This window comes from Sphingopyxis sp. NFH-91 (assembly GCF_021401285.1).
GTDB classification, from domain to species: domain Bacteria; phylum Pseudomonadota; class Alphaproteobacteria; order Sphingomonadales; family Sphingomonadaceae; genus Sphingopyxis; species Sphingopyxis terrae_A.
This window is the reverse complement of the sequence record NZ_JACBGA010000007.1, coordinates 184,384-207,500: the sequence shown is the minus strand read 5'-3', so window position 1 is coordinate 207,500 and position 23,117 is coordinate 184,384. Positions and strand designations below refer to the sequence as shown.

At 66.3% G+C, this 23,117-nt stretch carries 22 protein-coding genes (1 of these 22 running past the window's edge); 7 read left to right on the top strand and 15 right to left on the bottom strand.

Translation table 11 applies throughout. The features are described from left to right. On the top strand, positions 1 to 1,170 hold the 3' portion of the coding sequence (locus L0963_RS16005) for a lipopolysaccharide biosynthesis protein (RefSeq protein ID WP_234180493.1). Its footprint begins 357 nt before the window's first position; only the last 1,170 of its 1,527 coding nucleotides appear in the window; its start codon lies beyond the left edge, outside the window; it ends in the stop codon at positions 1,168 to 1,170. A 15-nt stretch (positions 1,171 to 1,185) separates the two neighbouring features. On the opposite strand, the gene L0963_RS16000 is transcribed toward L0963_RS16005, so the two are convergent. Next, positions 1,186 to 2,115, bottom strand: coding sequence for a hypothetical protein (locus L0963_RS16000; RefSeq protein WP_234180491.1), 930 nt, complete (start codon positions 2,113 to 2,115; stop codon positions 1,186 to 1,188). Positions 2,116 to 2,169: 54 nt separating this feature from the next. Next, positions 2,170 to 2,595: a CBS domain-containing protein gene (locus tag L0963_RS15995; RefSeq protein ID WP_062901466.1), complete on the bottom strand. Its 426-nt coding sequence runs from the start codon at positions 2,593 to 2,595 to the stop codon at positions 2,170 to 2,172. Positions 2,596 to 2,727: 132 nt separating this feature from the next. Here L0963_RS15995 and L0963_RS15990 point away from each other — a divergent pair, with 132 nt between their 5' ends. Continuing rightward, the gene (locus tag L0963_RS15990; protein WP_058812393.1) at positions 2,728 to 3,030 is read left to right on the top strand and encodes a hypothetical protein; all 303 of its coding nucleotides are present in this window, start codon (positions 2,728 to 2,730) and stop codon (positions 3,028 to 3,030) included. After that, the gene (locus L0963_RS15985; protein WP_003041896.1) at positions 3,027 to 3,404 is read left to right on the top strand and encodes an acyl-CoA thioesterase; all 378 of its coding nucleotides are present in this window, start codon (positions 3,027 to 3,029) and stop codon (positions 3,402 to 3,404) included. Before L0963_RS15990 ends, L0963_RS15985 begins: the two co-directional genes overlap by 4 nt. A gap of 6 nt (positions 3,405 to 3,410) precedes the next feature. Here the strand turns inward: L0963_RS15985 and L0963_RS15980 are convergent, their stop codons facing one another. The 6 genes from L0963_RS15980 to hisS all read right to left on the bottom strand — a co-directional run bounded on the left by L0963_RS15980 (position 3,411) and on the right by hisS (position 10,675). Further along, positions 3,411 to 4,997 carry a DUF4139 domain-containing protein gene (locus tag L0963_RS15980; RefSeq protein WP_234180489.1) on the bottom strand — a complete coding sequence of 529 codons (1,587 nt, stop codon included), beginning with the start codon at positions 4,995 to 4,997 and terminating at the stop codon, positions 3,411 to 3,413. Positions 4,998 to 5,005: 8 nt separating this feature from the next. Then, entirely contained in the window at positions 5,006 to 6,394 is a 1,389-nt protein-coding gene (locus L0963_RS15975) for a DUF4139 domain-containing protein (RefSeq protein WP_217372881.1), read from the bottom strand. An 81-nt stretch (positions 6,395 to 6,475) separates the two neighbouring features. Beyond that, the gene (locus tag L0963_RS15970) at positions 6,476 to 7,270 is read right to left on the bottom strand and encodes a DUF4167 domain-containing protein (RefSeq protein WP_062901464.1); all 795 of its coding nucleotides are present in this window, start codon (positions 7,268 to 7,270) and stop codon (positions 6,476 to 6,478) included. Between the two features lie 246 nt (positions 7,271 to 7,516). Then, the gene (prmC, locus tag L0963_RS15965) at positions 7,517 to 8,365 is read right to left on the bottom strand and encodes a peptide chain release factor N(5)-glutamine methyltransferase (protein ID WP_217372882.1); all 849 of its coding nucleotides are present in this window, start codon (positions 8,363 to 8,365) and stop codon (positions 7,517 to 7,519) included. Beyond that, entirely contained in the window at positions 8,358 to 9,428 is a 1,071-nt protein-coding gene (prfA, locus tag L0963_RS15960) for a peptide chain release factor 1 (RefSeq protein WP_186401508.1), read from the bottom strand. Before prfA ends, prmC begins: the two co-directional genes overlap by 8 nt. Beyond that, on the bottom strand, positions 9,428 to 10,675 hold the full coding sequence (hisS, locus tag L0963_RS15955) for a histidine--tRNA ligase (protein WP_234180486.1): 1,248 nt from the start codon (positions 10,673 to 10,675) through the stop codon (positions 9,428 to 9,430). The genes prfA and hisS overlap by 1 nt, the downstream gene beginning before the upstream one ends. Positions 10,676 to 10,771: 96 nt before the next feature. Here hisS and L0963_RS15950 point away from each other — a divergent pair, with 96 nt between their 5' ends. Together L0963_RS15950 and ppa are read left to right on the top strand one after the other, a co-directional pair. After that, on the top strand, positions 10,772 to 12,709 hold the full coding sequence (locus tag L0963_RS15950; protein WP_234180484.1) for a M61 family metallopeptidase: 1,938 nt from the start codon (positions 10,772 to 10,774) through the stop codon (positions 12,707 to 12,709). A gap of 94 nt (positions 12,710 to 12,803) precedes the next feature. Next, complete coding sequence (gene ppa / locus L0963_RS15945; protein ID WP_003041938.1) at positions 12,804 to 13,340, top strand: inorganic diphosphatase; 537 nt, start codon at positions 12,804 to 12,806, stop codon at positions 13,338 to 13,340. Positions 13,341 to 13,358: 18 nt separating this feature from the next. On the opposite strand, the gene L0963_RS15940 is transcribed toward ppa, so the two are convergent. From L0963_RS15940 to L0963_RS15925, 4 genes are all read right to left on the bottom strand, one after another. Continuing rightward, positions 13,359 to 14,666 carry a mechanosensitive ion channel family protein gene (locus L0963_RS15940; protein ID WP_186401505.1) on the bottom strand — a complete coding sequence of 436 codons (1,308 nt, stop codon included), beginning with the start codon at positions 14,664 to 14,666 and terminating at the stop codon, positions 13,359 to 13,361. Then, positions 14,666 to 15,883 (bottom strand): cystathionine beta-lyase, encoded by a 1,218-nt coding sequence (gene metC, locus L0963_RS15935; RefSeq protein WP_186401504.1) that lies wholly within the window; start codon positions 15,881 to 15,883, stop codon positions 14,666 to 14,668. Before metC ends, L0963_RS15940 begins: the two co-directional genes overlap by 1 nt. Before the next feature lie 7 nt (positions 15,884 to 15,890). Next, positions 15,891 to 16,733 carry a 3-mercaptopyruvate sulfurtransferase gene (gene sseA / locus L0963_RS15930; RefSeq protein WP_062901458.1) on the bottom strand — a complete coding sequence of 281 codons (843 nt, stop codon included), beginning with the start codon at positions 16,731 to 16,733 and terminating at the stop codon, positions 15,891 to 15,893. A 209-nt stretch (positions 16,734 to 16,942) separates the two neighbouring features. Next, entirely contained in the window at positions 16,943 to 18,379 is a 1,437-nt protein-coding gene (locus L0963_RS15925) for a hypothetical protein (protein ID WP_186401503.1), read from the bottom strand. A gap of 122 nt (positions 18,380 to 18,501) precedes the next feature. Here L0963_RS15925 and queF point away from each other — a divergent pair, with 122 nt between their 5' ends. After that, the gene (gene queF / locus L0963_RS15920) at positions 18,502 to 18,972 is read left to right on the top strand and encodes a preQ(1) synthase (protein WP_062901456.1); all 471 of its coding nucleotides are present in this window, start codon (positions 18,502 to 18,504) and stop codon (positions 18,970 to 18,972) included. 104 nt (positions 18,973 to 19,076) lie between these two features. Continuing rightward, positions 19,077 to 19,487 carry an acyl-CoA thioesterase gene (locus L0963_RS15915; RefSeq protein WP_186401502.1) on the top strand — a complete coding sequence of 137 codons (411 nt, stop codon included), beginning with the start codon at positions 19,077 to 19,079 and terminating at the stop codon, positions 19,485 to 19,487. Between the two features lie 177 nt (positions 19,488 to 19,664). On the opposite strand, the gene L0963_RS15910 is transcribed toward L0963_RS15915, so the two are convergent. The 3 genes from L0963_RS15910 to L0963_RS15900 all read right to left on the bottom strand — a co-directional run bounded on the left by L0963_RS15910 (position 19,665) and on the right by L0963_RS15900 (position 23,064). After that, positions 19,665 to 20,951 (bottom strand): cytochrome P450, encoded by a 1,287-nt coding sequence (locus tag L0963_RS15910; RefSeq protein ID WP_062901455.1) that lies wholly within the window; start codon positions 20,949 to 20,951, stop codon positions 19,665 to 19,667. A 68-nt stretch (positions 20,952 to 21,019) separates the two neighbouring features. Continuing rightward, the gene (locus tag L0963_RS15905; protein ID WP_186401501.1) at positions 21,020 to 21,472 is read right to left on the bottom strand and encodes a hypothetical protein; all 453 of its coding nucleotides are present in this window, start codon (positions 21,470 to 21,472) and stop codon (positions 21,020 to 21,022) included. Then, the gene (locus L0963_RS15900) at positions 21,469 to 23,064 is read right to left on the bottom strand and encodes a helicase HerA-like domain-containing protein (protein ID WP_412072795.1); all 1,596 of its coding nucleotides are present in this window, start codon (positions 23,062 to 23,064) and stop codon (positions 21,469 to 21,471) included. The genes L0963_RS15905 and L0963_RS15900 overlap by 4 nt, the downstream gene beginning before the upstream one ends. Positions 23,065 to 23,117: the final 53 nt, after the last annotated feature.

Below are 23,117 nucleotides of genomic sequence, written 5' to 3'. Positions count from 1 at the left end.
GCACTGTTGCAGATTGCCGCGGCGCCGCTTGCGGCCGCCTATTACAGGGAGCCGCAAGTCGCGACGCTGCTGCGCGTCCAGGCGATCATCTATCTGACCACGCCGTTCACCGCGCTCGCCTATGCCCGGCTCGGCCGCGCGCTCGAGTTCCGGCGCCAGGCGCAGGTCAATATCCTCTGCTCGCTGATCGGCGCGGGGGTCGCCTTGGGCGGGGCGCTCGCAGGATGGGGTGTCTGGGCGCTCGTCTGGGCGCCGATCGCGATGTTCACGACGCGCGCGCTCGGCTTCACCATCGTCTCGCGGTCATGGATGCTGCCGTCGTTCGATTTCCGCGGCGCCGGCACGATCGCGCGCTATGGCGGACTCGTCGCCATCGGCCAGTTCTTCGGCTTCATCCAGTCGCAGGCCGACATATTGGTCGCCGGGCGCCTCTTCGACGCGCATCTGGTCGGCGTTTACACGACTGCGCTGTTCCTGACGCAGATCTTCAACAACAAGATCATTCCGCCGCTCAACGAAGTCGCCTTCACCGCCTATTCGAGGCTGCGCGACGAGGCCGAAGGATTGGCCGGCCCCTTCGCCCGCGCGGTGCGCGCGATCATGGCGGCGGCGATGCCCTTCTTTCTGGGGCTCGCGGTCGTTGCCGAACCGCTTGTCCTCGTCCTGCTCGGCGACAAATGGGCCGGCGCCATTCCGCTGATTCGTCTGCTCGCGATCGCCATGCCTTTCTGGACCCTCTTCACGCTGCTGCAACCCGCGACCGACGCGATGGGCCGGCCCGAGATCGCGCTGCGCAACGCCGCGATCGGCGCGCTCATCATGCCGGTCGCGTTTCTCGTCGGGGGCCATTGGGGAATCGCCGGGATCGCCGCGGCATGGATCGCCGCCTATCCGGCCCTGTTCGCTTTCGCCGCGTGGCGGTCGCTTCCGGTGATCGGGATGCGCGCGGGTGCCCTGCTCCGCGCCATCCTGCCCTCGGTGCTCGTCGCGATGGCGATGGCGGCCGCCGTGATGGTCGCCGGCCGCCTGCTCGCCCAAGTTTCGATGGCGCCCCGGCTCGCCCTGCTCGTCGGAATCGGCGCGCTGACTTATGTCGGCGGGCTCATGCTCTTCGCGCGCGAGACGATCGGCGATCTGGTCGCGATGGCGCGCGGCAATCCCGCGGCCTGACCCGGCGCCGCTGCGTCAGCGCGGCAGCATCGCGACGGCGCGTCGCGTCGCATCGGCATAGGCGCCGCCGGTAAAGCGGTGCGTCCCGATGAAATGGATGAAGCGCGCATCTTCCGGCACGCCTTCGTTCCAGAAATTGATGTAGCGCTCGTAGGGCAACAACAGCGGGTCGGGCTGATTCGCGATGACGAAGTTCGACGTCACCTGCTCGCTGCCCCATTGCGCCCAGCGCTCGGCGCCGAGCAGCGCCGTCGCCTCGCGCGAAAAGGCTTCGGCGATTCGCCGCCCCTCACCGCTCGGCGCGAAGCCCGCGAACCCCGAGCAGCCACGTACATAGGCCGGCGACGCCAGCTCCGGCAGATCGAGCCGGTCCATCCCCGATTCGATCGCCCCCTGCACATGCGCCGCGGGATTGGTGAAGCGCTGCGATTCGATCGCCTGCGCGGCGATTGTCGCCAGCGGCAGGATCTGCGAGGCGGCCTCGCCCTTCAACGTAAAGCTGCGCCCGGCATCGATCGCCGCGGCGACTTCGGGAAGCGGGCCGACCGTCACCGTGTCCGAATCGACCTGGACGACATAGGCGTCCGCGCGCAGGTCGAGGATGGTCAGCAACCGCTCCCACGTCCCGCCGCGCGGACAATCGCCGGTATCGACCGCCGCGATCGCCCGAATCTCGGGATCGCCGAGATGATGAGCGAGCAGTTTGCGGTCAGCATCAGTGAGCGTGCCGTCGTCCAGAATCACGACACGGCCGCGCGGCACCTGGCGCCACAGCGACTTGATCGACACGAGATAGGGCAGCAGCACGCGCGTACCGATCATCGAGAAATAGATGACGCCGTCGTCGGCGGGCACGATGGGGCGTGCCTTGAGCACGCCGGCGGCCAGCCGCCGATGCGCCCATTGCTTGCGATACCACTGGATCCGGTCGACGACGCGCTTCATAGTCTTCGCGTTACCGCCAACCGATTAATTTTCAATAGGAGCCGAAGCAGCGGGTCAGCCGGCAATATAGTCGCGCATCGCCGCCGCCTCGGCCTCGATCTTGTCTATACGATATTTGACGAGGTCGCCGATCGAGACGAATCCGACCAGGCGGCTGCCATCGACTACCGGCAAATGGCGAATCCGCTTCTGCGTCATCTGCGACAGCGCGCCGATCACCGCCATGTCCGGACCGCAGGTCACCGGCGATCGCGTCATCACCTCGTCGAGCCGGCGGTCGAGCGCCTCGGGACCGTAGGAAGCGACGAGGCGCACGAAATCGCGTTCGGAAAATATGCCAACCAGCGAATCGCCGTCGAGTACCGGCACCGCACCGATCCGATGCTGGGCAAGCAGATCGACGACCGCGCGCACCATATCGTCGGTCCGTGCCGCGACCACTGCACCGCTCCGCCCCTGAAGAATCGCTCCGATCGTCATGCGCTGGCGCTCCTTTCCCGATTGTCCTGTCGTTGCCCACGCAGTCTATCATGATTCGCGGCGGGCGCGAAACGAACGGGGGGTCGCCATTACCGCTTGGCCTTGCCCGCGGCTTGGTTCATGGAAGCGCGCATGGTCAAACCTTCGCCGCTCGACAATCGCGATACCTCGAAAGTCGCCTGGGCGCGCTATCGCCGGCTGATGCGCGGGATGAGCATCGTCTCGCTGCTCGCCGTCGTCGGCGCGCTGAGCTGGCTGCGCTTCACCATGGGCGAGGCGCTGACAATCCACATGATGATCGCGACCGCCGCGGGCGTCGGCCTCTCGGTCATGCTCGGCGCGGCGCTGATGGGACTTGTCTTTCTGTCGAGCGGCAGCGGCCACGACGAATCGATCGACGATCCCTTCAAGGACGACCCGGACCTCAATCCATGACCGACAATCCTCGCGACCCCATATTGCGCGTCGTGCCGCAGCCGGCCGACATCAACAGCAACGGCCATATCTTTGGCGGCTGGGTGTTGGCGCAGATGGATATTGCGGGCGGGATCGTCGCCGCGCGAATCGCGCAGGGGCCGACCGCGACGGTGGCGATCGAGGCGATGGAATTCATCGCGCCGATCCTGCTGCGCGACATCATCTCGGTCTATGCCCATCTCGAACGGCGCGGCCGCACATCGATGGGCATCCGGATCGAGGTGATCGCGACCCGCGGCCGCGGCGAAGAACAGGTGAAGGTCACCGAGGGATTGTTCACTTTCGTCGCGCTCGACGAGAATCACCGGCCGCGCCCGCTGCCGCCGGCCTGATCGCACTCAGCCGCCCTTGCGGTTTTCGCGAAAGCTTTGTTCGATGCGGTCGTTCGCTGGAACGCGGACGCGCCAGACCCAGCTGTTGCCGCGCCGCTCCCAGCCTTCGGGGGCAGGGTCAATGGCAAAGGGAATGAGCAATTCCACCTCGGCGTCGGTCGGGCGCGCGTTGGTCAACGTCACCTGCCACAGCCGGTGGTCGGCATCCGAATCGGGAAGGACGACGGTGCGATACTGGACCGCGGGACTCGCCCCCAGATCATAATCGACGCGCTCGCCCTCGGCCTTGTCGCCGATTTTCGCCTCGCCGACCAGCAACGGCTCGCCCGCGACCGTTTCGAAGACCATCGCCGCCCCCGCGGGAAGCGCGAGGCCAAGCCCGTCCGCCTTGCGATTCTGGACCCGCAGCCGGGTCGTCAGCGGCTGCGGCCGCCCATTGCCATGATTATAAAGCGACCCCGCATAGAGCTGTTCGGCCGCGACACCGCCCTGCGCGAGCAGCGCCACCTGCTTCTGCCCCTTTGCCGCGACATCGACGCGAAAGGGGATGCGATAGAATTTGAGGTCGCCAAGATCCTCGGGAGGCGGCGGCGGGGGAGGCGGTGGCGGGGGAGGCGGGGCGGCCGGAGCGGGCGGGGCGCGCATCGCAGCTCCCCGACGCTGGGCGGTAACGACGACCTCCTGCGCTGCATCGGCGGCGTAATTTTCATACTCGTCGATCGGCGGCAGCTCCCAATAGGGATGCGTGCTCGTGATATCCATCGGCCAGCATTTGAGCACCAGCGGCCCCGCCGTGCTGCGCGGCAGCGGCGGGCTGTACATCTTGTTGAGCCGCCCGGCGATGACATTGAGCTGGGCATTGGGAAAGCTCGTCACGCCGCCATTGGCGACCGTGACCCAGCCCGTGAGGTCGAGCGTCTTGCCGTCGGCGCCGCGGTTCGCGACATAATTGGCGGCCCAGTCGAACCCTTCGGCCAGATAGAGAAGCTGAATGGTGACGGTGCGCGGAGCTGTGCTTTCGACAAGCACCGACAGCGTCGGGCGCGGCGACAGATCCTTGGGGACGCGCGGATAGAGCATGCGTTCGGGCAGTCCCGAACAGCCGAGCGCTTCGATCCCGTTCGCGGTTTCCAGGATGACCCCGCCATTGGGTCCGGCCTGGATCACCGCTTCCTGCTCGATCGCCTTGCCTGTCTTCAAATTGGTGCGGCGAAGCGTGACGCGGCGCTTCAGATAAGCGTCGACGAGCCCGGCGGGGGAAAGCAGGCGGGCATCGCGGTTCTTTTCGATTACCCCGTCGGGAAGCCCGCTCACCACAGCGGTTTCGGGGAGCAGTCCTTCGGCCACGCCTTCGAACCGCACGACCGACACCCCGGCGGGCAGCGTCACGCGGCGGCTTTCGGTGATGAAGGCAAAGCCGCGCGGCCAGCGCGGATCGATTGGCCCGCTACCGCGATTCGGCGCACGATAGACGGTGACCGCGACATCCTGCGCCGCCGCCGAAACGACGATCGGCCGCTCGGTCTGCGCAAGCGCCGGCGGCGGCGCGAGCAGCGCCGCGGCCCAGATCAACAGCGGCCAGCCGCGCGCCACGCCGCGGCTCAGTAGCGGGTGTCGAAAGTGACGGTGACGTCGGCCTTGCCGTTGGCAGGGACCGGCACCTGCCATTCGACGCGGTCGGCGGAGACGCGTTCGCTCTTCAGGCTTTCGTCGACGATCCGTACATCGCCCCACAGCCCGTCCTGCGCCAACTGCACCGTGATCGGACCCGGCCGGGCGTTGCTGAGCGTATATTTCATCTTCGTCACCCAGCGCGAATCGCCCTTGCGCGTGCGCGAGACGATGGTCGGCAGCACCTTGACATCGAACGCGTCGCCGGTGCGCAGCGACATCGCCGAACCCATCGGGGTATGGTCGATGCGATTTTCGCCGATGAATTGCGGATCGCCGCGCGCGTCGCGCATATAGACGCGGATCGTTCCCGCGGGCAGCTGGTCGCCGAGCCCGCCCTGGCGCGAGGTCGAAAAGCGCAGCACGCTCGCCGCGCTGACCGGATCGTTGCTACTGCCGAGCCAGCGATTGGTGAATTCATAGGTCGACTTCGCCGGCGCACTCTTCACGTCAAGGAAGCTGACCTGCTTCTGCTGCGCATTGGCGATCGTGGTGCGTGCGGGCAGCGGATAGAGATAATAGTCACCCAGCCGCTCGCGATCGTTCGATTCGGTGCCCGCGCTGTCCATCGTCCCGGCAAGCCGGGTGAAGCCGCCACCGCCGCCATTGGGATTGCCCGCCACCAAGAGGGTGCGCGCATTGGTGAAGGTCGTACCCGTAGTGTTGGTCAGCGTCACCCAGCCCTGAAGATCCATCGCGCCCTTCGCCGCATCGAACAGCGCGACATAATCGGCGGTCCAGCCCAAATTGGGCGTCAGATAGGAAAGTCGCGCCGGCACCGCGCCCGCCTCGGCAGCATCGACCGTCACCGACAGCGTCGGCCGCGCGCGCAAATTGGGCGGCAGCCGGTCGAACACGGTGCGCACGGGCAGGCCGTCGTCGCGCAATACCTCGATCCGGTCGCCGATCTGCAGAACGATGCCGCCGTTCGCCGCAAGCACCTTGGCCCGCTCGCTCTTCTCCGCGCCAGTCGCGGGATTGGTGCGGACCAGCGTCACCGACTGGCCGACCGCCTTGTCCATGAGCTTGTCGGGGGTGAGCAGGTCGAAATCGAAATTCTGTTCGACGATCGAGAGGCCGGTACCCGAGAGCGTCACCGTTTCGGGCCGGATGCGCGCCGAAACGTCGGGAAATTCGATCCGGTTGCGGCCGCGCGTGACCGAGAGCTGGCGCGCGTCCTGCACCAGCGACTGGCCATTATTATAGATGGTAACCGCAACATCGCCCTGCGCGGTGGCAGGGTCGCCGTCCTGCGCCAAGGCGGGATGTGCAAGTCCGGCAAGCATCACCGGACCCAAAGCCAAGACCAACCGGCGCATCGATATTCTCCCCCAGCCATCGCGAACGATGGCGGGAGGCTAGGTCATGTCGCTGGTGAAAACCAGTGCGAAATCGCGGGCTTATTCGGCCGCTTCGACCCCGGTGTCGCGCGCGGCGAGCGTGCGGCGGGTTCGGCGTGCCTTCGGCGCGGGCGCATCGGCGTCGGCGGTTTCAGCCTCGGCGGCGCGCTCGCTGCGCCCGATCGCGGGGGGGAGCGCGGCGCTGTCGATGCTGCTGCTGTCTTCGGCGGCAGCTTCGGGCCGGGCGCGGCGCGGGCCGCGGCGGCGCGGCGCCGGTGCAGCCTCTTCGCTCGCTTCAGCTTCCGTCGAGCTCTCGCCATCGCCACCGGCATCGTCATCGCTGCGCGCCGCATCGCGATTGTTGCGACGGTTGCCCCGGTCGTTGCCGCGATCAGTGTTGCGGTCATTATTGCGGTCGCGATCGCGGCGGTTGCCGCGATTGTCGTCGCCCTGGCGGTCGCGGCTCTCGCTCTGATCGCGGTCGCCGTCATTGTCGTCGCTATCGAGATCGGTGTCGTCGTGCGCGTCGAAATCCTCGACGCCGCGAATTTCGCGCTGGCGATCGTTGCGATCCGGCGCGCCGCCGTTCCGTTCTTCCTGGCGGGCGCGGAAATCGCTGTGCACGCGGAAATAATGGTCGGCAAACTGAAGATAATATTCGGTCTGGACACGGTCGCCCGAAAGCTGGGCGTCGCGCGCGAGATTCTTGTATTTCTCGATCATCTGCGCCGCGTTGCCGCGCGCCCGGCTGTCGATACGATTGGCCTGGTCGACACCGCCGCGGCCGCCACCCGACTGCGAACGGTTGTTGTTATTGTTGCGGCCGCGACGGCGACCGCTCTGCCGGTTGTTCATGTTCAACTGAGACATCCTGATAAGCTGATAAGCTACGCCAACCCCTTTTGGCCGACCGCGCCATTTGCGCGCCGCGCCCGCGCTTGCCGCGCGGTTTTTGCCCTTACCGCCTGCACCGGGCCAAAGCCCCGCACGAGCATCGCAAGTGGGAAGCAGACCGGCCGGACCAATGAAGGTTCCCGCTCGGGTCTGTAGGCCGCCCCTACAGGGCTTTGCGGCGGAAACCAAGCAAATTCTTGCGCTGCATCATTCGGGCCGGGTCAGCACCAGCGCCCGATCGCGGCCGCCGATGTCGCGGCGACAGGCGACGGCGAAACCCGCCGCCTCGGCCAGCTGCGACACCGATATGCGTTGCTGATGCCCGATTTCAAGGATCGCGGCTCCGCCGGGTGCCAGCAGGCGCGGCAGATCGGGAATGATCCGGCGATAGTCGTCCAACCCGTCGGCGCCCGCGAACAGCGCCTCTGCGGGTTCATGATCGGCAACGTCAGGCATCAGCGCCTCGTCGTCGGCGATATAGGGCGGGTTACATAAAATGAGGTCGAACGCGCCATCGAGCCCCGCCGCCCAGTCGCCCGCGCGGAACGTCGTCCGCGCCGCGAAGCCCAACGCTTCCGCATTGACGCGGGCATAGGCGAGCGCCTGTTCCGACGCATCGACTCCCAGCCCCGTCGCGCCCCGAAAAGCGTCGAGCGCCGCGAGCAGCAGCGTTCCCGGACCGGTGCCCAGATCGAGGATGGTGCGCGGCCAGTCCGCCTCGCGCCCGCGCGCAAGCGCGATGGCGGCCTCGATCAGCGTTTCGCTGTCGGGCCGCGGAATTAGTACGCCGGGGCCCAATTCGAGGCGGATCGTCCAGAAATCGCGATAGCCGACAATATAGGCGATCGGCTCGCTGCCCATGCGCCGCGCGACCAGCTGCACGAAACTCTCGGGCACCTCATAGCGCGAAGAATCGAGCAACAGGGCCTGGCGGTCGATCCCGAGCGCGTGCGCCATCAGCAATTCGGCATCGAGCCGGGGCGTGTCGCTCGTCGCGGACAGGAGATTTGTCGCGGTGCGCAGATTATTATCCGCCTCGCCGCGCCGGTCAGCCATCGGCAAGCCCCGCCAGCCGCTGCGCCTGATCCTCGGCGATCAGCGCGTCGATCAGTTCGTCCATCTGCCCTTCCAATATCTCGGGCAGGCGGTGGAGCGTCAGGTTGATGCGGTGATCGGTGACGCGGCCTTGCGGGAAATTATAGGTGCGGATGCGCTCCGACCGGTCGCCCGACCCGACCATCGACTTGCGCGCCGATGCCTCGGCGCTGTGGATCTTCTCGCGCTCCAGATCATAGAGCCGCGCGCGCAGGACCTGCATCGCCTTGGCGCGATTCTTGTGCTGGCTGCGCTGGTCCTGCTGAATCACGACCAGGCCGGAGGGGATATGCGTGATACGGATCGCCGAATCGGTCGTGTTGACGTGCTGGCCGCCGGCGCCCGACGCGCGGTAGATATCGATCTTGAGGTCATTGTCGTTGATCGCAACGTCGACCTCTTCAGCCTCGGGCAGCACAGCGACGGTCGCAGCGCTGGTGTGGATGCGCCCGCCGCTTTCGGTGACCGGCACGCGCTGGACGCGGTGGACGCCGCTTTCGAATTTCAGTTTCGCAAAGACGCCCTGACCGCTCACCGACGCGACAACTTCCTTGTAGCCGCCAACCTCGGCCTCGTTGGCCGAGATGATCTCGACCTTCCAGCCCTGGCTGTCGGCATAGCGGCTGTACATGCGCAAAAGGTCGCCCGCGAACAGCGCCGCCTCGTCGCCGCCGGTGCCGGCGCGGATTTCGAGCATCGCGGCGCGTTCGTCGGCGACATCCTTGGGCAGCAGCTTGATGGCAAGGTCATGCTCGGCGGCGGGCAGCGCTTCCTCGAGCGCGGCGATTTCCTCGGCGGCCATCGCCTTCATCTCGGGATCGGCGAGCATCTCGGCGAGCGACGCCAGCTCACCGCGCAGCCGCATCACTTCGGCCGCCGCCCTGGCGACCGGTTCGAGCTCGGCAAATTCCTTCGATGCCGCAACGAAATCGGCGGGCGCCATATCGCCCGTCGCCATGCGCGCCTGCAGCGCGGCATGCCGTTCGATGATGGCGTCGATCTGTTTTTCGGAAACGCTGGTCATCACAGTGCGCGGACGAGCGCCTCAACCGCGCGCGCCCGCTCTCCGTCGCCGCGCACGTTGACATGCGGCGAACCGTCGCGCGTTCCGATTGACACCAGCGCTTGCGCCGGAATTTTTGCAGCCTTGTCGAAACGCTTGCGCGGCGACCCGGTCGCCACAATTTCGGTGGCGAAGCCTCCGGTACGAAGCGCTGCAAGAGCCCGCATCGCAAGTGCGAGCTGGCCATCGTCCTCGACCGCAATCACCGCGTCGAGGCGTGTGTCGATCGCATCGTCGCCAAGCAACATCGCCAGCCGCTCAATCCCCGCCGCCCAGCCGACCGCCGCGGTCGGAGGGCCGCCGAGCGCTTCGATAAGGCCGTCGTAGCGCCCGCCGCCGAGCACGGTGCCCTGGGCGCCCAGCCGGTCGGTGACGAACTCAAAGGCAGTGTGGCGGTAATAGTCGAGCCCGCGCACCAGCCGCGCGTTGCGGTCCCACGCGACGCCCGCGGCGTCGAGACCGGACGTGACCGCGCCAAAGAAATCCTGGGCTTCGGCGGTCAGAAACGCGTCGATGTCGGGGGCGCTGTCGGCAACCGGGCGATCCTTGGGATCCTTGCTGTCCAATATCCGCAGCGGATTTTTGTCGAGCCGCGCCAGGCTGTCTTCGGACAGGTCGCCCTTGTGGGCCTCGAAATGCTCGACCAGCGCCGCGCGCCACGCATCGCGGCTTGGCGCATCGCCCAGCGTGTTGAGCGTCAGCGTCACGCCGTCGGCGACGCCCAGTTCCTTCAAAAGCTGGTCGGCGAAGACGAGCAGTTCGGCATCTGCGAGCGGATTGTCGCTGCCGATCACTTCGGCATCGAGCTGGTGAAACTGGCGGTAGCGGCCCTTCTGCGGGCGCTCGTACCGGAACAGCGGACCGTGCGTCGCGACCTTCAGCGGCGCAAACTGCTGCCAGCCGTTGGTGATATAGGCGCGCGCGATGCCGGCCGTGAATTCGGGGCGCAGCGTGATCGATTCGCCGCCGCGATCCTCGAACGAATACATTTCCTTCGACACGACGTCGGTCGTTTCGCCGAGCGAGCGGGCAAACACCGCGGTCGGCTCGATCACCGGCACCTCGACGCGCTTGAAACCATAGAGGCGGCGCACCCGGTCGAACGCGTCGACGACATGCGCGAACCGGTCGGCGAATTCGCCGAGCATGTCCTGGGTGCCGCGCACCGGCTGGGGGACGCTGATCTTCGCGTTTTTGTCCTTGCTCATGCGCCGCGCGTCTAATCTTTTTTCGGCGAAAGGCAAAGCGCGCTTGCGCAAGCCCGCGCTGGACGGCGGCGGCATTTGGCGGCAGAGTCGCTGCCCATGAAAAAAGCACCGTTCGTCGCCGCCGCGCTGATTGCGGCCCCCGCCCTGTTTGTATCCGCCACCGCCGCCCAGGAGGCCAACAGCCGACCGCAACCGGTGGTTCAGCCCCATGTGATCCCGCTGCCCGCCGACAAACCCTATCCCGGCATGATGCTGCTCAAGGTCGATGCGACCGACTTTGCCCGCGGCATCTATCGCGTGCGCCAGACCATTCCGGTGCCGCGCGCGGGCAAATTCACCCTGCTCTATCCGCAATGGCTTCCCGGCAAGCACGCACCGCGCGGCGCAATCGCCGAAATAGCGGGGTTCAAGGCAAGCGCCGGCGGCCAGCCGCTCGGCTGGACGCGGCAACCGACCGACGTCTACGCCTTCGACATCGACGTGCCCGCCGGCACCAAGAACATCGACATCGCCTTCGACTTCCTGTCGCCGACGCGCAGCAGCGAGGGCCGGGTCGTGGTGACGCCGGCGATGATGAACCTGCAATGGGAACAGGTCAGCATGTACCCCGCGGGCTATTTCACGCGCCAGATTCCGGTCCAGCTCGACCTGACGCTGCCCGAAGGCTGGACCGGCGCCGCAGCGCTCGACGGGCTCAAGATTTCCGGCAACCGCTACAGCTATGCGCCGACGAGCTATGAAACGCTGGTCGACAGCCCGATGTTTGCGGGGCGCTATTTCCGCAAATGGGATCTGGGTCAGAATGTCACGCTGAACGTCGTCGCCGATGAGGCGAAATATCTCGACGCGACGCCCGACCAGATCGCGCGGCACGCGGCGCTTGTGTCGGAAACGCTGGCGCTGTTCGGGACGAAGCATTTCGACCGCTACGAATTTCTGCTCGCCCTGACCGACGAGCTGGGCGGCATTGGCCTTGAGCATCATCGCAGCAGCGAGAACAGCCGCGGCACCGACTATTTCACCAAATGGGATGATGGCGATTCGGATCGCGGGCTGCTGCCGCACGAATTCGTGCATAGCTGGAACGGCAAATATCGCCGCCCCGACAAATTATGGACCCCCGACTATCGCACCCCGATGCAGGGCAATCTGCTGTGGGTCTATGAAGGCCAGACGAGCTTTTGGGATCTGGTTCTCGCCGGCCGGTCGGGGATGCAGTCGAAGGACACGATCCTCGGCGAATGGGCGAGCAACGCCGCCTTCTACAGCGTCCAGCCCGGGCGCGCATGGCGATCGGTCGAGGATACGACGCTCGATCCGGTGATCGCGGCGCGCAAGCCGCGCCCCTTCCCCAGCGCGACGCGCACCGAGGATTATTACAACGAAGGCTCGCTTGTCTGGCTCGAGGCCGACATGCTGATTCGAAACGCGACCAACAATGCCAAGAGCCTCGATGATTTCGCGCGCGGCTTCTTCGGCGGCCGCGACGGCGACTGGGGCGAGGTTACCTATAATTTTGCCGATGTCGTCGCGGCGCTCAACGCCGTCTATCCCTATGATTGGGACAAGTTCCTGCGCACGCGGCTTCAGGAACCGGGCCAACCGGCGCCCGTTGGCGGTATCGAAAAGGCGGGCTACCGCCTTGTCTGGCGCGATGCTCCCAACGCCTATGACCGGGCGCGGATGGCACGGGCGAAGAATTTCGACCTCACCCATTCGCTGGGCATGACGGTGGACAAGGACGGCGTCGCCGGCAGCATCCTGTGGGACGGCCCCGCCTTTCGCGCCGACATCATAAACGGCACCAAAATCCTCGCGGTCGATGGCATGGCCTATAACCGCGAGCGGCTCGAGGCGGCGATCCGTGCCGCCGCCGACGGCAAGACACCGGTTCGGCTGCTCGTCGAACGCGGCGGCCGCTACCGGACGGTCGAGATCGACTATCATGGCGGGCTGCGCTGGCCGCACCTTGAAAAGGTCGGCACGGGGCCCGACTGGTTCGACCGGCTGCTCGCGCCCAAACGCGCGCTCTGATCGCGCCGGCCTATCTTTGGTCGTAATGGCCTCGACTTTCGGCGCCCACGGGCGCTAAAGGCGCGCGCAAATCACCAGATAAGGATACTCTCCCATGCGCATCGACCTGATCCCCGCCGGCGACAGTCCGCCCGACAGCCTCAACGTGCTGATCGAGGTGCCGATCGGCGGCGAGCCGGTGAAATATGAATTCGACAAGGCGTCGGGCGCGCTGTTCGTCGATCGCTTCCTGCACACGCCGATGCGCTATCCCGCCAATTATGGCTTCATTCCGCATACGCTGGGCGAAGACGGCGATCCGCTCGATGCCTTGGTGGTTGCGCGGTCGCCGGTGGTTGCCGGTGCGGTCGTCAAATGCCGCCCGATCGGCGTCCTCAAAATGGAAGACGATGGCGGCGGCGACGAAAAGCTTCTGTGCGTGCCGGTCAATTCGACCTTCCCTTATTATGCGAACGTCGCAAGCTACTCCGACATGCCGCCAATCGTGCTGCAGCAGATCGAGCATTTCTTTGCGCACTACAAGGATCTCGAACCCGGCAAATGGGTGAAACTTGGCGGCTGGGGCGACGTCGACGAAGCCAAGGCGATCATTCTTCAGGGAATCGAACGCGCCAAGGCCAAGGGATTCTGACGCGGGCAGCGGTATCGCTCAGCCCGGCTTTCGAGACGCCCGCTTCGGCTTTGCCGCGGCGGGCGTTTTTTCGGGCAGCGAGCGGACATGGACGTCGCGCTGCGGAAAGGGAATCTCGATTCCCGCCGCCTTGAACTTGTCCCAGATGCGGAGAAAAACGTCGCCCTGGATATTGCCGAGCCCACCTTCGGGGTCCGAAATCCACAGCCGCAGTTCATGGTTGACCGCGCTGTCGCCGAAACCGGTGATCCAGCACACCGGGGCGGGCTTTTTGAGAACGCGCGGCGCTTCGTCGGCGGCCTCGAGCATCAATCGCTGCGCCAGCCGCAGATCGCTGTCATAGCTGACGCCGACCGCCATCTTGATTCGCACTTCGCGGCTCGAATAACTCCAATTCTCGACCCGCTCGGTCATCAGCAGTTCGTTCGGAATCAGATGTTCCTTGCCATCGCGCGTGATGACCGACACCGCGCGCACCCCGATCTTGTTCACCCGTCCCACCGCATCGGCGACGACGATGACATCACCCGGCTTGATCGACCGATCCATCAGCAGGATGATTCCGGCGATCAGATTGCCGAACGTCTTTTGCAGGCCGAAACCGACGGCGAGCCCGAGCGCACCCGAAAAGACCGCAAAGGCGGTCAGATCGATGCCGAGCAGGTCGATGCCGACGAAAAAGGCCGCAATCACGATCACAACGCTCGCGATCTTTTCGACCAGCAATTGCTGCGTGGGATCGAGGTCGGGACCGCCGCGCACGACGCGCCGCACGACCCGGTTGGCGATACGCACCAGCAGGAACAGCACCAGCGCCGTCAGGGCGATATTGATGAGCGACAGCAGCGAGACATGCATGCGCCCGGCGCTGAAGCCGATCGCATCGAGCCGGTCCTGCAGGGTCTCCAGTCCGCCGACGACGTGCGACAACAGCGCCACGAACAGCACCGCCGCCAGCATCAGCGCCGGAACGCGGCCCAGCCCGACGCCCAGCACCAGATTGCGCGCCGTCGCCGCGGCCGAGAAAGCGAGCACCAGCCCGAGCAGCAGCGCGGGATAGGGCGTCCAGGCCCAGGCGCTCCAGCCGATTCCGGCGATCAGAAGCGCGACCAGCCAGCCGAGAATCGCGGGTGCTCGTTCGGTCAGCGGCCCGCGCGAATGGCGTTCGCGGCCATGGAGCCAGTTGGCCAGCTGCGGCCCGAGCCGAACCTTCAGCGTCCAGCCGACGATCAAGGCCGCTCCGGCGATCATCGCGGCGACGCCGAGCTCCGCCAGCTGGGCCTCCGCCATGCGCGGCAAGCCCAGCCGGAGGAGCAGCGCGTCCATCAAGATGCGCCGCCGAGCGCCGCGAATCCGCGTTCGAGATCGGCGATCAGGTCGACCGGATCCTCGAGCCCGATCGACAGGCGGATGAGCGCATCGGGATCGGTCCAATCGGTCGCGGTGCGAATCGTCTGCGGATCGCTTGGTACCACCAGGCTTTCGAAGCCGCCCCAGCTGAAACCGATGCCGAACAGAGCGAGCGTGTCGATAAAGCGCGCGCGGGCAGCATCGCCCGCGCCTTTCAGCGTAAAGCCGAACAGGCCGCTCGCCCCCGAAAAATCGCGCGTCCAAAGCGCATGGCCCGGATCGTCCGCGAGCGCCGGATAGAGAACCCGCCCGACCTCGGGCCGCGCCGCAAGCCAACGCGCCACCGCAAGCGCATTGGCGCCGTGGCGCTCCAGCCGCACATCGAGCGTGCGCAGTCCGCGCAGCATCAGCGCGCAATCGTCGGGCGATACCGAATGGCCGAGCTGATAGGTCGCCTGCCGCAGCCGCGGCCAGAGGCTGCGCGTCGCGGTGAGCGATCCCATCATCGCGTCCGAGTGACCGCCGACATATTTGGTCAGGCTCATCATCGTCACGTCGACGCCATGGGCGATCGCCGGAAAGAGCAGCGGGGTCGCCCAGGTATTGTCGAGCATCGTCACGACGCCGCGTTCGCGGGCGATGCGCGTGATCGCTGGCACATCCTGGACCTCGAAGGTCAGGCTGCCCGGCGATTCGAGGAAGATCAGCCGCGTTTCGGGTTCGATCAGATCGGCGATGCGCGCGCCGACGCACGGATCATAATAGCTGGTCCGCACGCCGAACCGCGCGAGCATGCCGTCGCAAAAGCTTCGCGTCGGTTCATAGGCGCTGTCTACCATCAGCAGATGATCGCCCGGCGCGAGCAGCGCAAGCAGCCCCGCCGATATCGCTGCAACGCCCGAAGGATAGAGCAGCGTGCCCTCCGCGCCCGGCTCGAGTTCGGTCAGCGCGTCGGCAAGCGCCCATACCGTCGGCGTACCGCGGCGGCCGTAATAGAGCTTGTCGTGCGTCGCATGGCCGCGCGCCTTCAGATCGGCGATACTGTCATAAAGGATCGTCGAGGCACGCCAGACCGGCGGATTGACGATGCCCCCGCCAAGCCGAGGGTCACCCGTCCATTCGGGCCGCCGTCCGCCCTGCACGAGCTTCGTCGCGGGGCGGCGTCGATCATCCTTGTCCGCCGGGCCGGCCACCGCCCGGTCAGGCCGCGCCGGTCGCTTTCGGGGTGGCCGCGTCGGCGCCCCACTCGCTCCAGCTGCCGTCATAAACGGCGACATCATCCTTGCCGAGCAGATGCGCGCCAAAGGCAAGGACGGTCGCGGTCATGCCGCTGCCGCAGGTCGCGACGAGCGGCTTGTCGAGATCGATCCCGGCGGCATCGAAAGCCGCCTTCAGCGCATCGCCCTGCTTCCACGTGCCATCGTCGTTGAACAGCTGACTGTGCGGCAGGCTGCGCGAACCGGGAATATGTCCCGGTGCCATGCCCGGACGCGGATCGCGTTCCTCGCCCGTGAAGCGCGCCGCCGGGCGCGCATCGACAACCTGTTCGGTGCCGCCATCGACATTGGCGAGCATCTGATCCTTGGTGCGGACGGCCTTCGCGTCGCGCCAAACGGTGAAGTGGCGGTGGCGCAGCGTCTGCTTGCCCATTTCGAGCGGGCGCCCTTCGGCCTTCCACTTGGCGAGGCCGCCGTCGAGCAGCGCGACATCATGCGCGCCGAACAGTTTGAGCAGCCACCAGGCACGCGCCGCGCTCTTGAGCGGGCTGTCGTCATAGATCACGATCCGGCTGCCGTCGCCGAGGCCGAGCGACTGCATGCGGCTCGCGAATTTTTCGGGCGGCGGCGCCATATTTTCGACCGCGCTCGTCGCGTCGGCCAGTTCGGTCAGGTCCATGAACACCGCGCCGGGGATATGGCCGGCTTCATATTCGGCCCGCGCGTCGCGGTCGGTTCCCGCCATGAATTTCGTCGCATCGACAACCCGCAGGTCCGATGCCCCCAGTTCGCGTTCCAGCCATTCGGTAGAAACCAAGGCGTCCATGTCATGCTCCTGTTACGACCGGGCGGTGGACCTTCTATCCATTCCCTCCGCCGGCCATCCTGCTGTGGCTCTTAATCTTTCCGGGGAACATCAGCCTATGCCCCCACCTGCGCTTTTTCAAGCGCAGTGGCGCTCTGCCCCAGTCAATGCTGCGCCGCAACACAAAAGCAGAGGTAAAGCGGAGCATGGCGCCCGCGCGACGCGGGGAATCACTGCATCCGGCGCACGGCGGTCGTGCGTGCACCAGGGCGGTCGATGACCAGCATCGGGCGATCGAAGGGCAGCGGTGCCAGCTTGTCGCTGCCGCTCGTCCCCTGTTCGCGGCCGAGCACGAAACTGCCGGCATTCTGGCCAAAGGCTTCGCCAGGGCCATCCCAATGATAGGTGACGTCGAGCGCTATGACCGGGATCAGCATCGGGCGGCCGGCGATCACCAGCGGCTCGACGATCGCCCGCGGCAACATCACCTCGGTCGTCAGCGCCTCGCCCGCGCCCGCCGCCAATGTCATGTCGTCGCGCAGCACGCTGCCCCCCGCGCCGTCGAAAAAGCGCGCGAGCACCGCTTCGGGCATCGCCGACGCCTGATGCAGCGCAATACGGACGAGGAGGCCAGTGGCGTCGAGCAGCCCCTCGTTCAGCAGGTTGAGCGTGAAGGACACGACCAGATGTTCGGACGTCAGGCGAATGTCGCGCACCTCGAACGCCATCGACACCTGCGCGCGTCGTTCTGCGGCGGGGCGCGTGACGAGCGGGGAGGGAACGGGCGGCGAAGCCACCGGAAGCGGCGTCGGCCGGAATTGCGGCTGGGGCCCACGATCCGGTTGCGGCGCGGGTTGCGGCGCCGGAGGAGCAGGCTGCGGCGCTGGCTGCGGCGCGGCGCGCGGTGCAGGAACGGCGGCACGCGGTGCGGGCGGCGGCGAGGGCTGATCATAATCAGCCGGGGCGTCGGCGGCGGGCGCTGGACGGCGGCGCCAATACCATAGCCCCGCCCCGGCAGCGGCGAGTCCCGCGAGCAGCCACGCCCAGATCGGTACCGCGCCCTTGTCGGTCGGCGCCGCCGCACCGGCTGCCTCGTCCGACGGCTGCACCGGCGCATCGAGGGTGCCCGCTGCGCTCGTCGGATCGCTGGTGAAGCCCGGCAGCGTGGCGGCATCGTCGGTCGGCGAGGTCGCGGCGGGCGCACCCTGCGATGCGGTCGGTGCCGGAGTCGGCGCGGGCGCAGGCGCCGCGGAAGGCGCGCGCGTCGATGCGGCGGCGGGCGTATCGCGGCGCGTCGGCGTGGGCGCGGGGGTCGGCGCCGGCGTGGTCGCGGTCGGACGCTGGGCCGTCGGCGCGGGCGCAGGGCGCGTGGGGACGACCACGGTCGGCGCAGGCGTCGGTGCCGGAGTCCCGCGGCGCTCGCCCGGCGCAAGCGGCGGAATCCCATTGTCCGCGGGACCCTGCATCCCCGTGGTACGGCCATCGTTGGTCGACGGCAGGCGGAAGGTCGACGGACTGGTGGCAGATGGCGCCGGGGTCGGGGCGGGCGTTTCGTCCTGCTGTGCCAGCGCGGGCGTTCCCGCTGCCCCCGCAATCAGCACCGCCGCCAGCGCGGCGGTCGATAGCCGCGCCATCTTCGCTGTCCGCCCGAAACTCCGCTTCGTCATGATGTAATGCGATCCCGAAAACTCTGTATGGCCTGCGCCTTGCGTATCGCACGGGCGCTTCGCGCCGCCATCCCGTCCCGATCGACGGTGACATCGGCTGCGCGCCGCACTAGACGAAAGCCATGAGTGATTCCAGCCATACGCCGCTTCAGCCCAAACATCTCGGCCAATCGAGTGAACTGCCTGCCTCGCCCGAGGCGGCATTGCTCGACTATGTCCCCAATCCGCGCGCCGGAGAGCTGTATCTCGTGCGCTTTGCCGCGCCCGAATTCACCTCGCTCTGCCCCGTTACCGGGCAGCCCGACTTCGCGCATCTGGTGATCGACTATGCGCCGGGAGAGACGATCGTCGAATCGAAAAGCCTCAAGCTGTTCCTCGGCTCCTTCCGCAACCATGCAGGCTTTCACGAAGACTGCACCGTGGGTATCGGCCGCCGCCTGTTCGACGAGATGCAGCCGCAATGGCTGCGCATCGGCGGCTATTGGTATCCGCGCGGCGGCATTCCCATCGACGTGTTCTGGCAATCGGGGCCGCCGCCCCTGGGGCTGTGGCTGCCCGATCAGGGGGTCGCGCCCTATCGCGGCCGCGGCTGAGTGCATTCTTCGCCGACGCAGAAGATGGTCCTTCCCAAGACCGGACCAGAAAAGAATCGGATTTCATCTTTCCGTCACGAATTGTTGACACTAGTGTCAACGATATGAGCAGCGCCGCGCTTCCCCACGACCATGACATCACCGTCGGCCCCGAGGTCATCGACTTCATGGGCCACGTCAACAACGCCCATTATCTAAGCTGGGTGCAGGATGCAGTGCTGTCGCACTGGCGAAAGATCGCGCCGCCCGAGGCGGTGGCCCAGCATCTGTGGGTCGCGCTGAAGCATGAAATCACCTATCGCCGCCCAGCCTTTCTCGACGATGAGGTCATCGCGACGGTGATCCTGGAAAAGGTCCAGGGCGCGCGCGCTTTCTATGAAACGATCATAAAGCGCGGCGAAGAGGTGCTCGCCGAAGTCAAATCGAGCTGGTGCTGCATCGACGCCGAGACGCTGCGCCCTGCGCGCCTCGCCAGCGATGTGATCGCGCGCTTCTTTCCGGGCGAGAAGGTTTAGGGTAGCGTCCTTGCGGCAGTTTGCTGTTCCCTGGCGAAAGCCGGGGTCCGGAGCTTTAAAACTCCAACGTCAGCGTTCGACGCTCTGGGCCCCTGGCTTTCGCCGGGGAACACAATAGCGACTCGGGACGCTCGTTCCTTCGGTCAGCCCGGCAAGCTTCAGTCGCTTACACCCCCCCTACGCCGCTTCGAACCGGATCGGCAGGCGCTTCAAGCCGCCGACGAACACCGATTCGACGCGCGCCGGTTCGCCCGCGAGTTCGAGCTTTTTCAGGCGCGGCAGCAATTCTTCCATCATGATCCGCATTTCCATGCGCGCCAGATGCTGGCCGAGGCACACATGCGCGCCGAAGCCGAAGGCGATCTGCTGATTCTTCGCACGGTCGGGGTCGAAGGCAAAGGGGTCGCCGAACACCGCCTCGTCGCGGTTGGCCGAGACATAGTTGAGCATCAGCCAGTCGCCTTCGCGGATCTGCTGCCCGCCGATCTCGACATCGGCCCGCGCGGTGCGCATGAAATGCTGCACCGGCGTCGTCCAGCGGATCGCCTCTTCGATCAGCCCCGCCTTGTCGCTGTCGGCGGCCCGAAAGCGTTCGAAAAGCGCCGGATTCTTTGCCAGCTCCATGATCGCGCCGGCGGTTGACGCACTCGTCGTGTCGTGCCCCGCCGTTGCGATGATCATATAATAGCCTGCAAGTTCGCGGTCAGGGATCTGACCGCCGTCGATCGTCGCATTGGCGATCACCGTCGCAATATCCTGACGCGGATTGGCGCGGCGGTCAGCGGTCAGTTCGCGGAAATAATTTTCGAAATCAGCGATGACATAGTGGAGCATGGCGATCGCCTGTTCGGCGCTGGTGATCGCCTCGCGGCTGCGGTTGAGGTCGGGGTCGGTCGATCCGAACAATTGCTGGGTCAGCATCAGCATTCGCGGCTCGTCTTCCGGCGGCACCCCCAATATGTCCATCACGACATGCAGCGGGTAATGCGCCGCGACGTCACGCGCGAAATCGCATTCGCCGCCGGTCGCGAGCAATTTGTCTACCGTCTCGCGTGCGATCTGACGGATGCGGTCTTCGACCTGCTTCAGATTCTTGGGCATGAACCAGCTCTGCGTCAGCAGCCGGTATTTCATATGGTCGGGCGCGTCCATCTGGACGAGCGAACGGATCAGATGCCCGTCATTGCCCGGCGTCGCGGCGCGGGCGAGCGCCTCGCCATCGCGATTGGTGAGCACAGTCGGGCGCACTGCATTGGCAAAGCGCTGCGGATCGCGGCCGATCGCCATGACGTCAGCGTGCCGCGTCACCAGCCAGAAGGGATCATAGTCCGGGTTCTCGGCTACCGCGAGCGGCGCATTGGCGCGCGCCCAGGAAAGCTGTTCGTGCAAGCCGTCCCATGCCCCGTAAGCGGCGGGATCGACGACGGCGGCGGCTACCTCTCCAGGCAATATAGGTTTTGTCATGCAACCAAATTGCCTGAAGCCTCGGCGCCTGTCGAGATGGAATAGCGCGCCGCGGGCGCGGGCTCGGATCAGCCGGCCGCCTGGCGGTGCGCCTCGGGAAGCGCCGCCTGCCATTCGGCGAGTGCGCGGTGGATCATCGCCTTGAGCGCCGCGGCCTGACGGCGCCAGGCGGCGTTGCAATCCGCGTCCCATGCGGTGCCCGCCGCCACCGCAAGCGCATCGACCGCCATATCGACGAAGGCGTCATATTCGGCCGCCGTCAGCGCTCCATAGTTGCGATGCGTCACCACCAGTTCGGCAATCTGCGGCCAGACCCAGCCTTCGCCCTGCGCCAGCCCGAACATCGCCTGCAACGTCTCGTTGGTCATGCGCCGCGACGCCGCATCGAGGTTCAGAAAGGCGGCGCGTCGCTGCGGGAAGGCATTGAGGAACCGATCGAACAGCGCATGGCGAATGTCGATGCCCGCGTCGGCGACGGCGAGCAGCGCCGCCTCCATCCGCGCGGCATCGCCGGCGGTCATTTGAACAGGCTGCCCAATATGCCGCGCATCAACTGGCCGCCGAACTTGCCCGCAACCTGCCGGCCGAGGCTCGTCGCGGCGGAGCGCGCCGCCGATTCCATCATCTTTTCGGCCATGCTCGGCTTCGCCGCCTCGCGCGCCGCGGCGCGTTCCTGTTGCAGGCGGACGCGCTCGTCGGCGGCCTTGCGCTTGGCCTCTTCCTTTGCCGCGATTGCCGCCGCCTTGTCGGCTTCCTCCTGCGCCTTGGCTTCAGCGGCGGCCGCCTGCGCCTGCTCGGCCTTGGCGGCGAGCAGTTCTTCGGCGCTTTCACGATTGACGAGTGTGTCATATTTGCCCGCGACCGGCGAGATCGACTGGATGATCGCGCGCTCCTTGGGGTCGAGCGGACCGGCGCGCGAGCAGGGCGGCTTGATCAGCGTGCGCTCGACCGGAGAGGGCGCGCCGTCGGGCATGAGCAGCGAGACCAGCGCTTCGCCGACCTTGAGCTCGGTGATCTCGCGCGCGACATCGACCTTCGGATTGGGCCGAAAGGTGTCGGCCGCCGCCTTCACCGCCTTCTGGTCGCGCGGGGTAAAGGCGCGCAGCGCGTGCTGGACGCGGTTACCGAGCTGCCCTGCGACTTCTTCGGGCACATCGATCGGGTTCTGCGTCACGAAATAGACGCCGACACCCTTCGATCGGATCAGGCGCACGACCTGTTCGATCTTGTCGACCAGCGCGGGCGGCGCGTCGTCGAACAGCAGATGCGCTTCGTCAAAGAAGAAGACGAGCTTCGGCTTGTCGGGATCGCCGATTTCAGGAAGCGTCTCGAACATCTCGGACAGCAGCCAGAGCAGGAAGGTCGCATAAAGCTTCGGGCTGGCCATCAGCTTGTCGGCGGCAAGGATGTTCACATAGCCGCGACCCTTATCGTCGCACTGGATCATGTCCATGATGTCGAGCGCGGGTTCGCCGAAGAAATGGTCGCCGCCCTGGCTTTGCAGCGACAAGAGCTGGCGCTGGATCGTCCCCACCGTCGCCTTGGTCACATTGCCATATTTGGTCGACAGATCGCCGGCATTTTCGGCGCACCAGGCGAGCATCGCCTGCAGATCGCCCATATCGAGCAGCAACAGATTCTGTTCGTCGGCGACGCGGAAGGCGATCGACAAAACCCCTTCCTGCACCTCGTTGAGATCCATCAGCCGCGCGAGGAGCAGCGGCCCCATCTCGGAAATTGTGGTGCGAATGGGATGGCCCTGCTCGCCGAACAGGTCCCAGAAGATCGCCGGATTGTCGTGATAGGCCCAGTCGCTGTCGCCGATTTCGGCCGCGCGCTTGGCAAAGACCTCGTGCAGTTTCGACGTCGGACTTCCCGCCATCGCGAGCCCCGAAAGGTCGCCCTTCACGTCGGCGACGAAAACCGGCACGCCGACCGCCGAGAAGCCCTCGGCCAGTCCCTGCAGCGTCACCGTCTTGCCGGTCCCGGTCGCGCCCGCGATCAGCCCGTGGCGGTTCGCGCGCTTCAGCACCAGCGACTGGCGCGGCCCGTCAGGCGCGCCGCCTCCGCCCAGGCCGATGTAGATTTCGGTCGCTTCGCTGCCGTCGCTCACTGCTGCATTCCTCCGCTCGGGGCACCCGGCCAAGAGCCTAGAACGGCGCAGGA

What these genes read in the sequence shown, in the direction of transcription:
- L0963_RS16000 (WP_234180491.1), bottom strand. Translation starts at nt 2,115, where the DNA reads ATGAAGCGCGTCGTCGACCGGATCCAGTGGTATCGCAAGCAATGGGCG.
- L0963_RS15995 (WP_062901466.1), bottom strand. Translation starts at nt 2,595, where the DNA reads ATGACGATCGGAGCGATTCTTCAGGGGCGGAGCGGTGCAGTGGTCGCG.
- L0963_RS15990 (WP_058812393.1), top strand. Translation starts at nt 2,728, where the DNA reads ATGGTCAAACCTTCGCCGCTCGACAATCGCGATACCTCGAAAGTCGCC.
- L0963_RS15985 (WP_003041896.1), top strand. Translation starts at nt 3,027, where the DNA reads ATGACCGACAATCCTCGCGACCCCATATTGCGCGTCGTGCCGCAGCCG.
- L0963_RS15975 (WP_217372881.1), bottom strand. Translation starts at nt 6,394, where the DNA reads ATGCGCCGGTTGGTCTTGGCTTTGGGTCCGGTGATGCTTGCCGGACTT.
- L0963_RS15970 (WP_062901464.1), bottom strand. Translation starts at nt 7,270, where the DNA reads ATGAACAACCGGCAGAGCGGTCGCCGTCGCGGCCGCAACAATAACAAC.
- prmC (WP_217372882.1), bottom strand. Translation starts at nt 8,365, where the DNA reads ATGGCTGACCGGCGCGGCGAGGCGGATAATAATCTGCGCACCGCGACA.
- prfA (WP_186401508.1), bottom strand. Translation starts at nt 9,428, where the DNA reads ATGACCAGCGTTTCCGAAAAACAGATCGACGCCATCATCGAACGGCAT.
- hisS (WP_234180486.1), bottom strand. Translation starts at nt 10,675, where the DNA reads ATGAGCAAGGACAAAAACGCGAAGATCAGCGTCCCCCAGCCGGTGCGC.
- L0963_RS15950 (WP_234180484.1), top strand. Translation starts at nt 10,772, where the DNA reads ATGAAAAAAGCACCGTTCGTCGCCGCCGCGCTGATTGCGGCCCCCGCC.
- ppa (WP_003041938.1), top strand. Translation starts at nt 12,804, where the DNA reads ATGCGCATCGACCTGATCCCCGCCGGCGACAGTCCGCCCGACAGCCTC.
- L0963_RS15940 (WP_186401505.1), bottom strand. Translation starts at nt 14,666, where the DNA reads ATGGACGCGCTGCTCCTCCGGCTGGGCTTGCCGCGCATGGCGGAGGCC.
- sseA (WP_062901458.1), bottom strand. Translation starts at nt 16,733, where the DNA reads ATGGACGCCTTGGTTTCTACCGAATGGCTGGAACGCGAACTGGGGGCA.
- L0963_RS15925 (WP_186401503.1), bottom strand. Translation starts at nt 18,379, where the DNA reads ATGACGAAGCGGAGTTTCGGGCGGACAGCGAAGATGGCGCGGCTATCG.
- queF (WP_062901456.1), top strand. Translation starts at nt 18,502, where the DNA reads ATGAGTGATTCCAGCCATACGCCGCTTCAGCCCAAACATCTCGGCCAA.
- L0963_RS15915 (WP_186401502.1), top strand. Translation starts at nt 19,077, where the DNA reads ATGAGCAGCGCCGCGCTTCCCCACGACCATGACATCACCGTCGGCCCC.
- L0963_RS15910 (WP_062901455.1), bottom strand. Translation starts at nt 20,951, where the DNA reads ATGACAAAACCTATATTGCCTGGAGAGGTAGCCGCCGCCGTCGTCGAT.
- L0963_RS15905 (WP_186401501.1), bottom strand. Translation starts at nt 21,472, where the DNA reads ATGACCGCCGGCGATGCCGCGCGGATGGAGGCGGCGCTGCTCGCCGTC.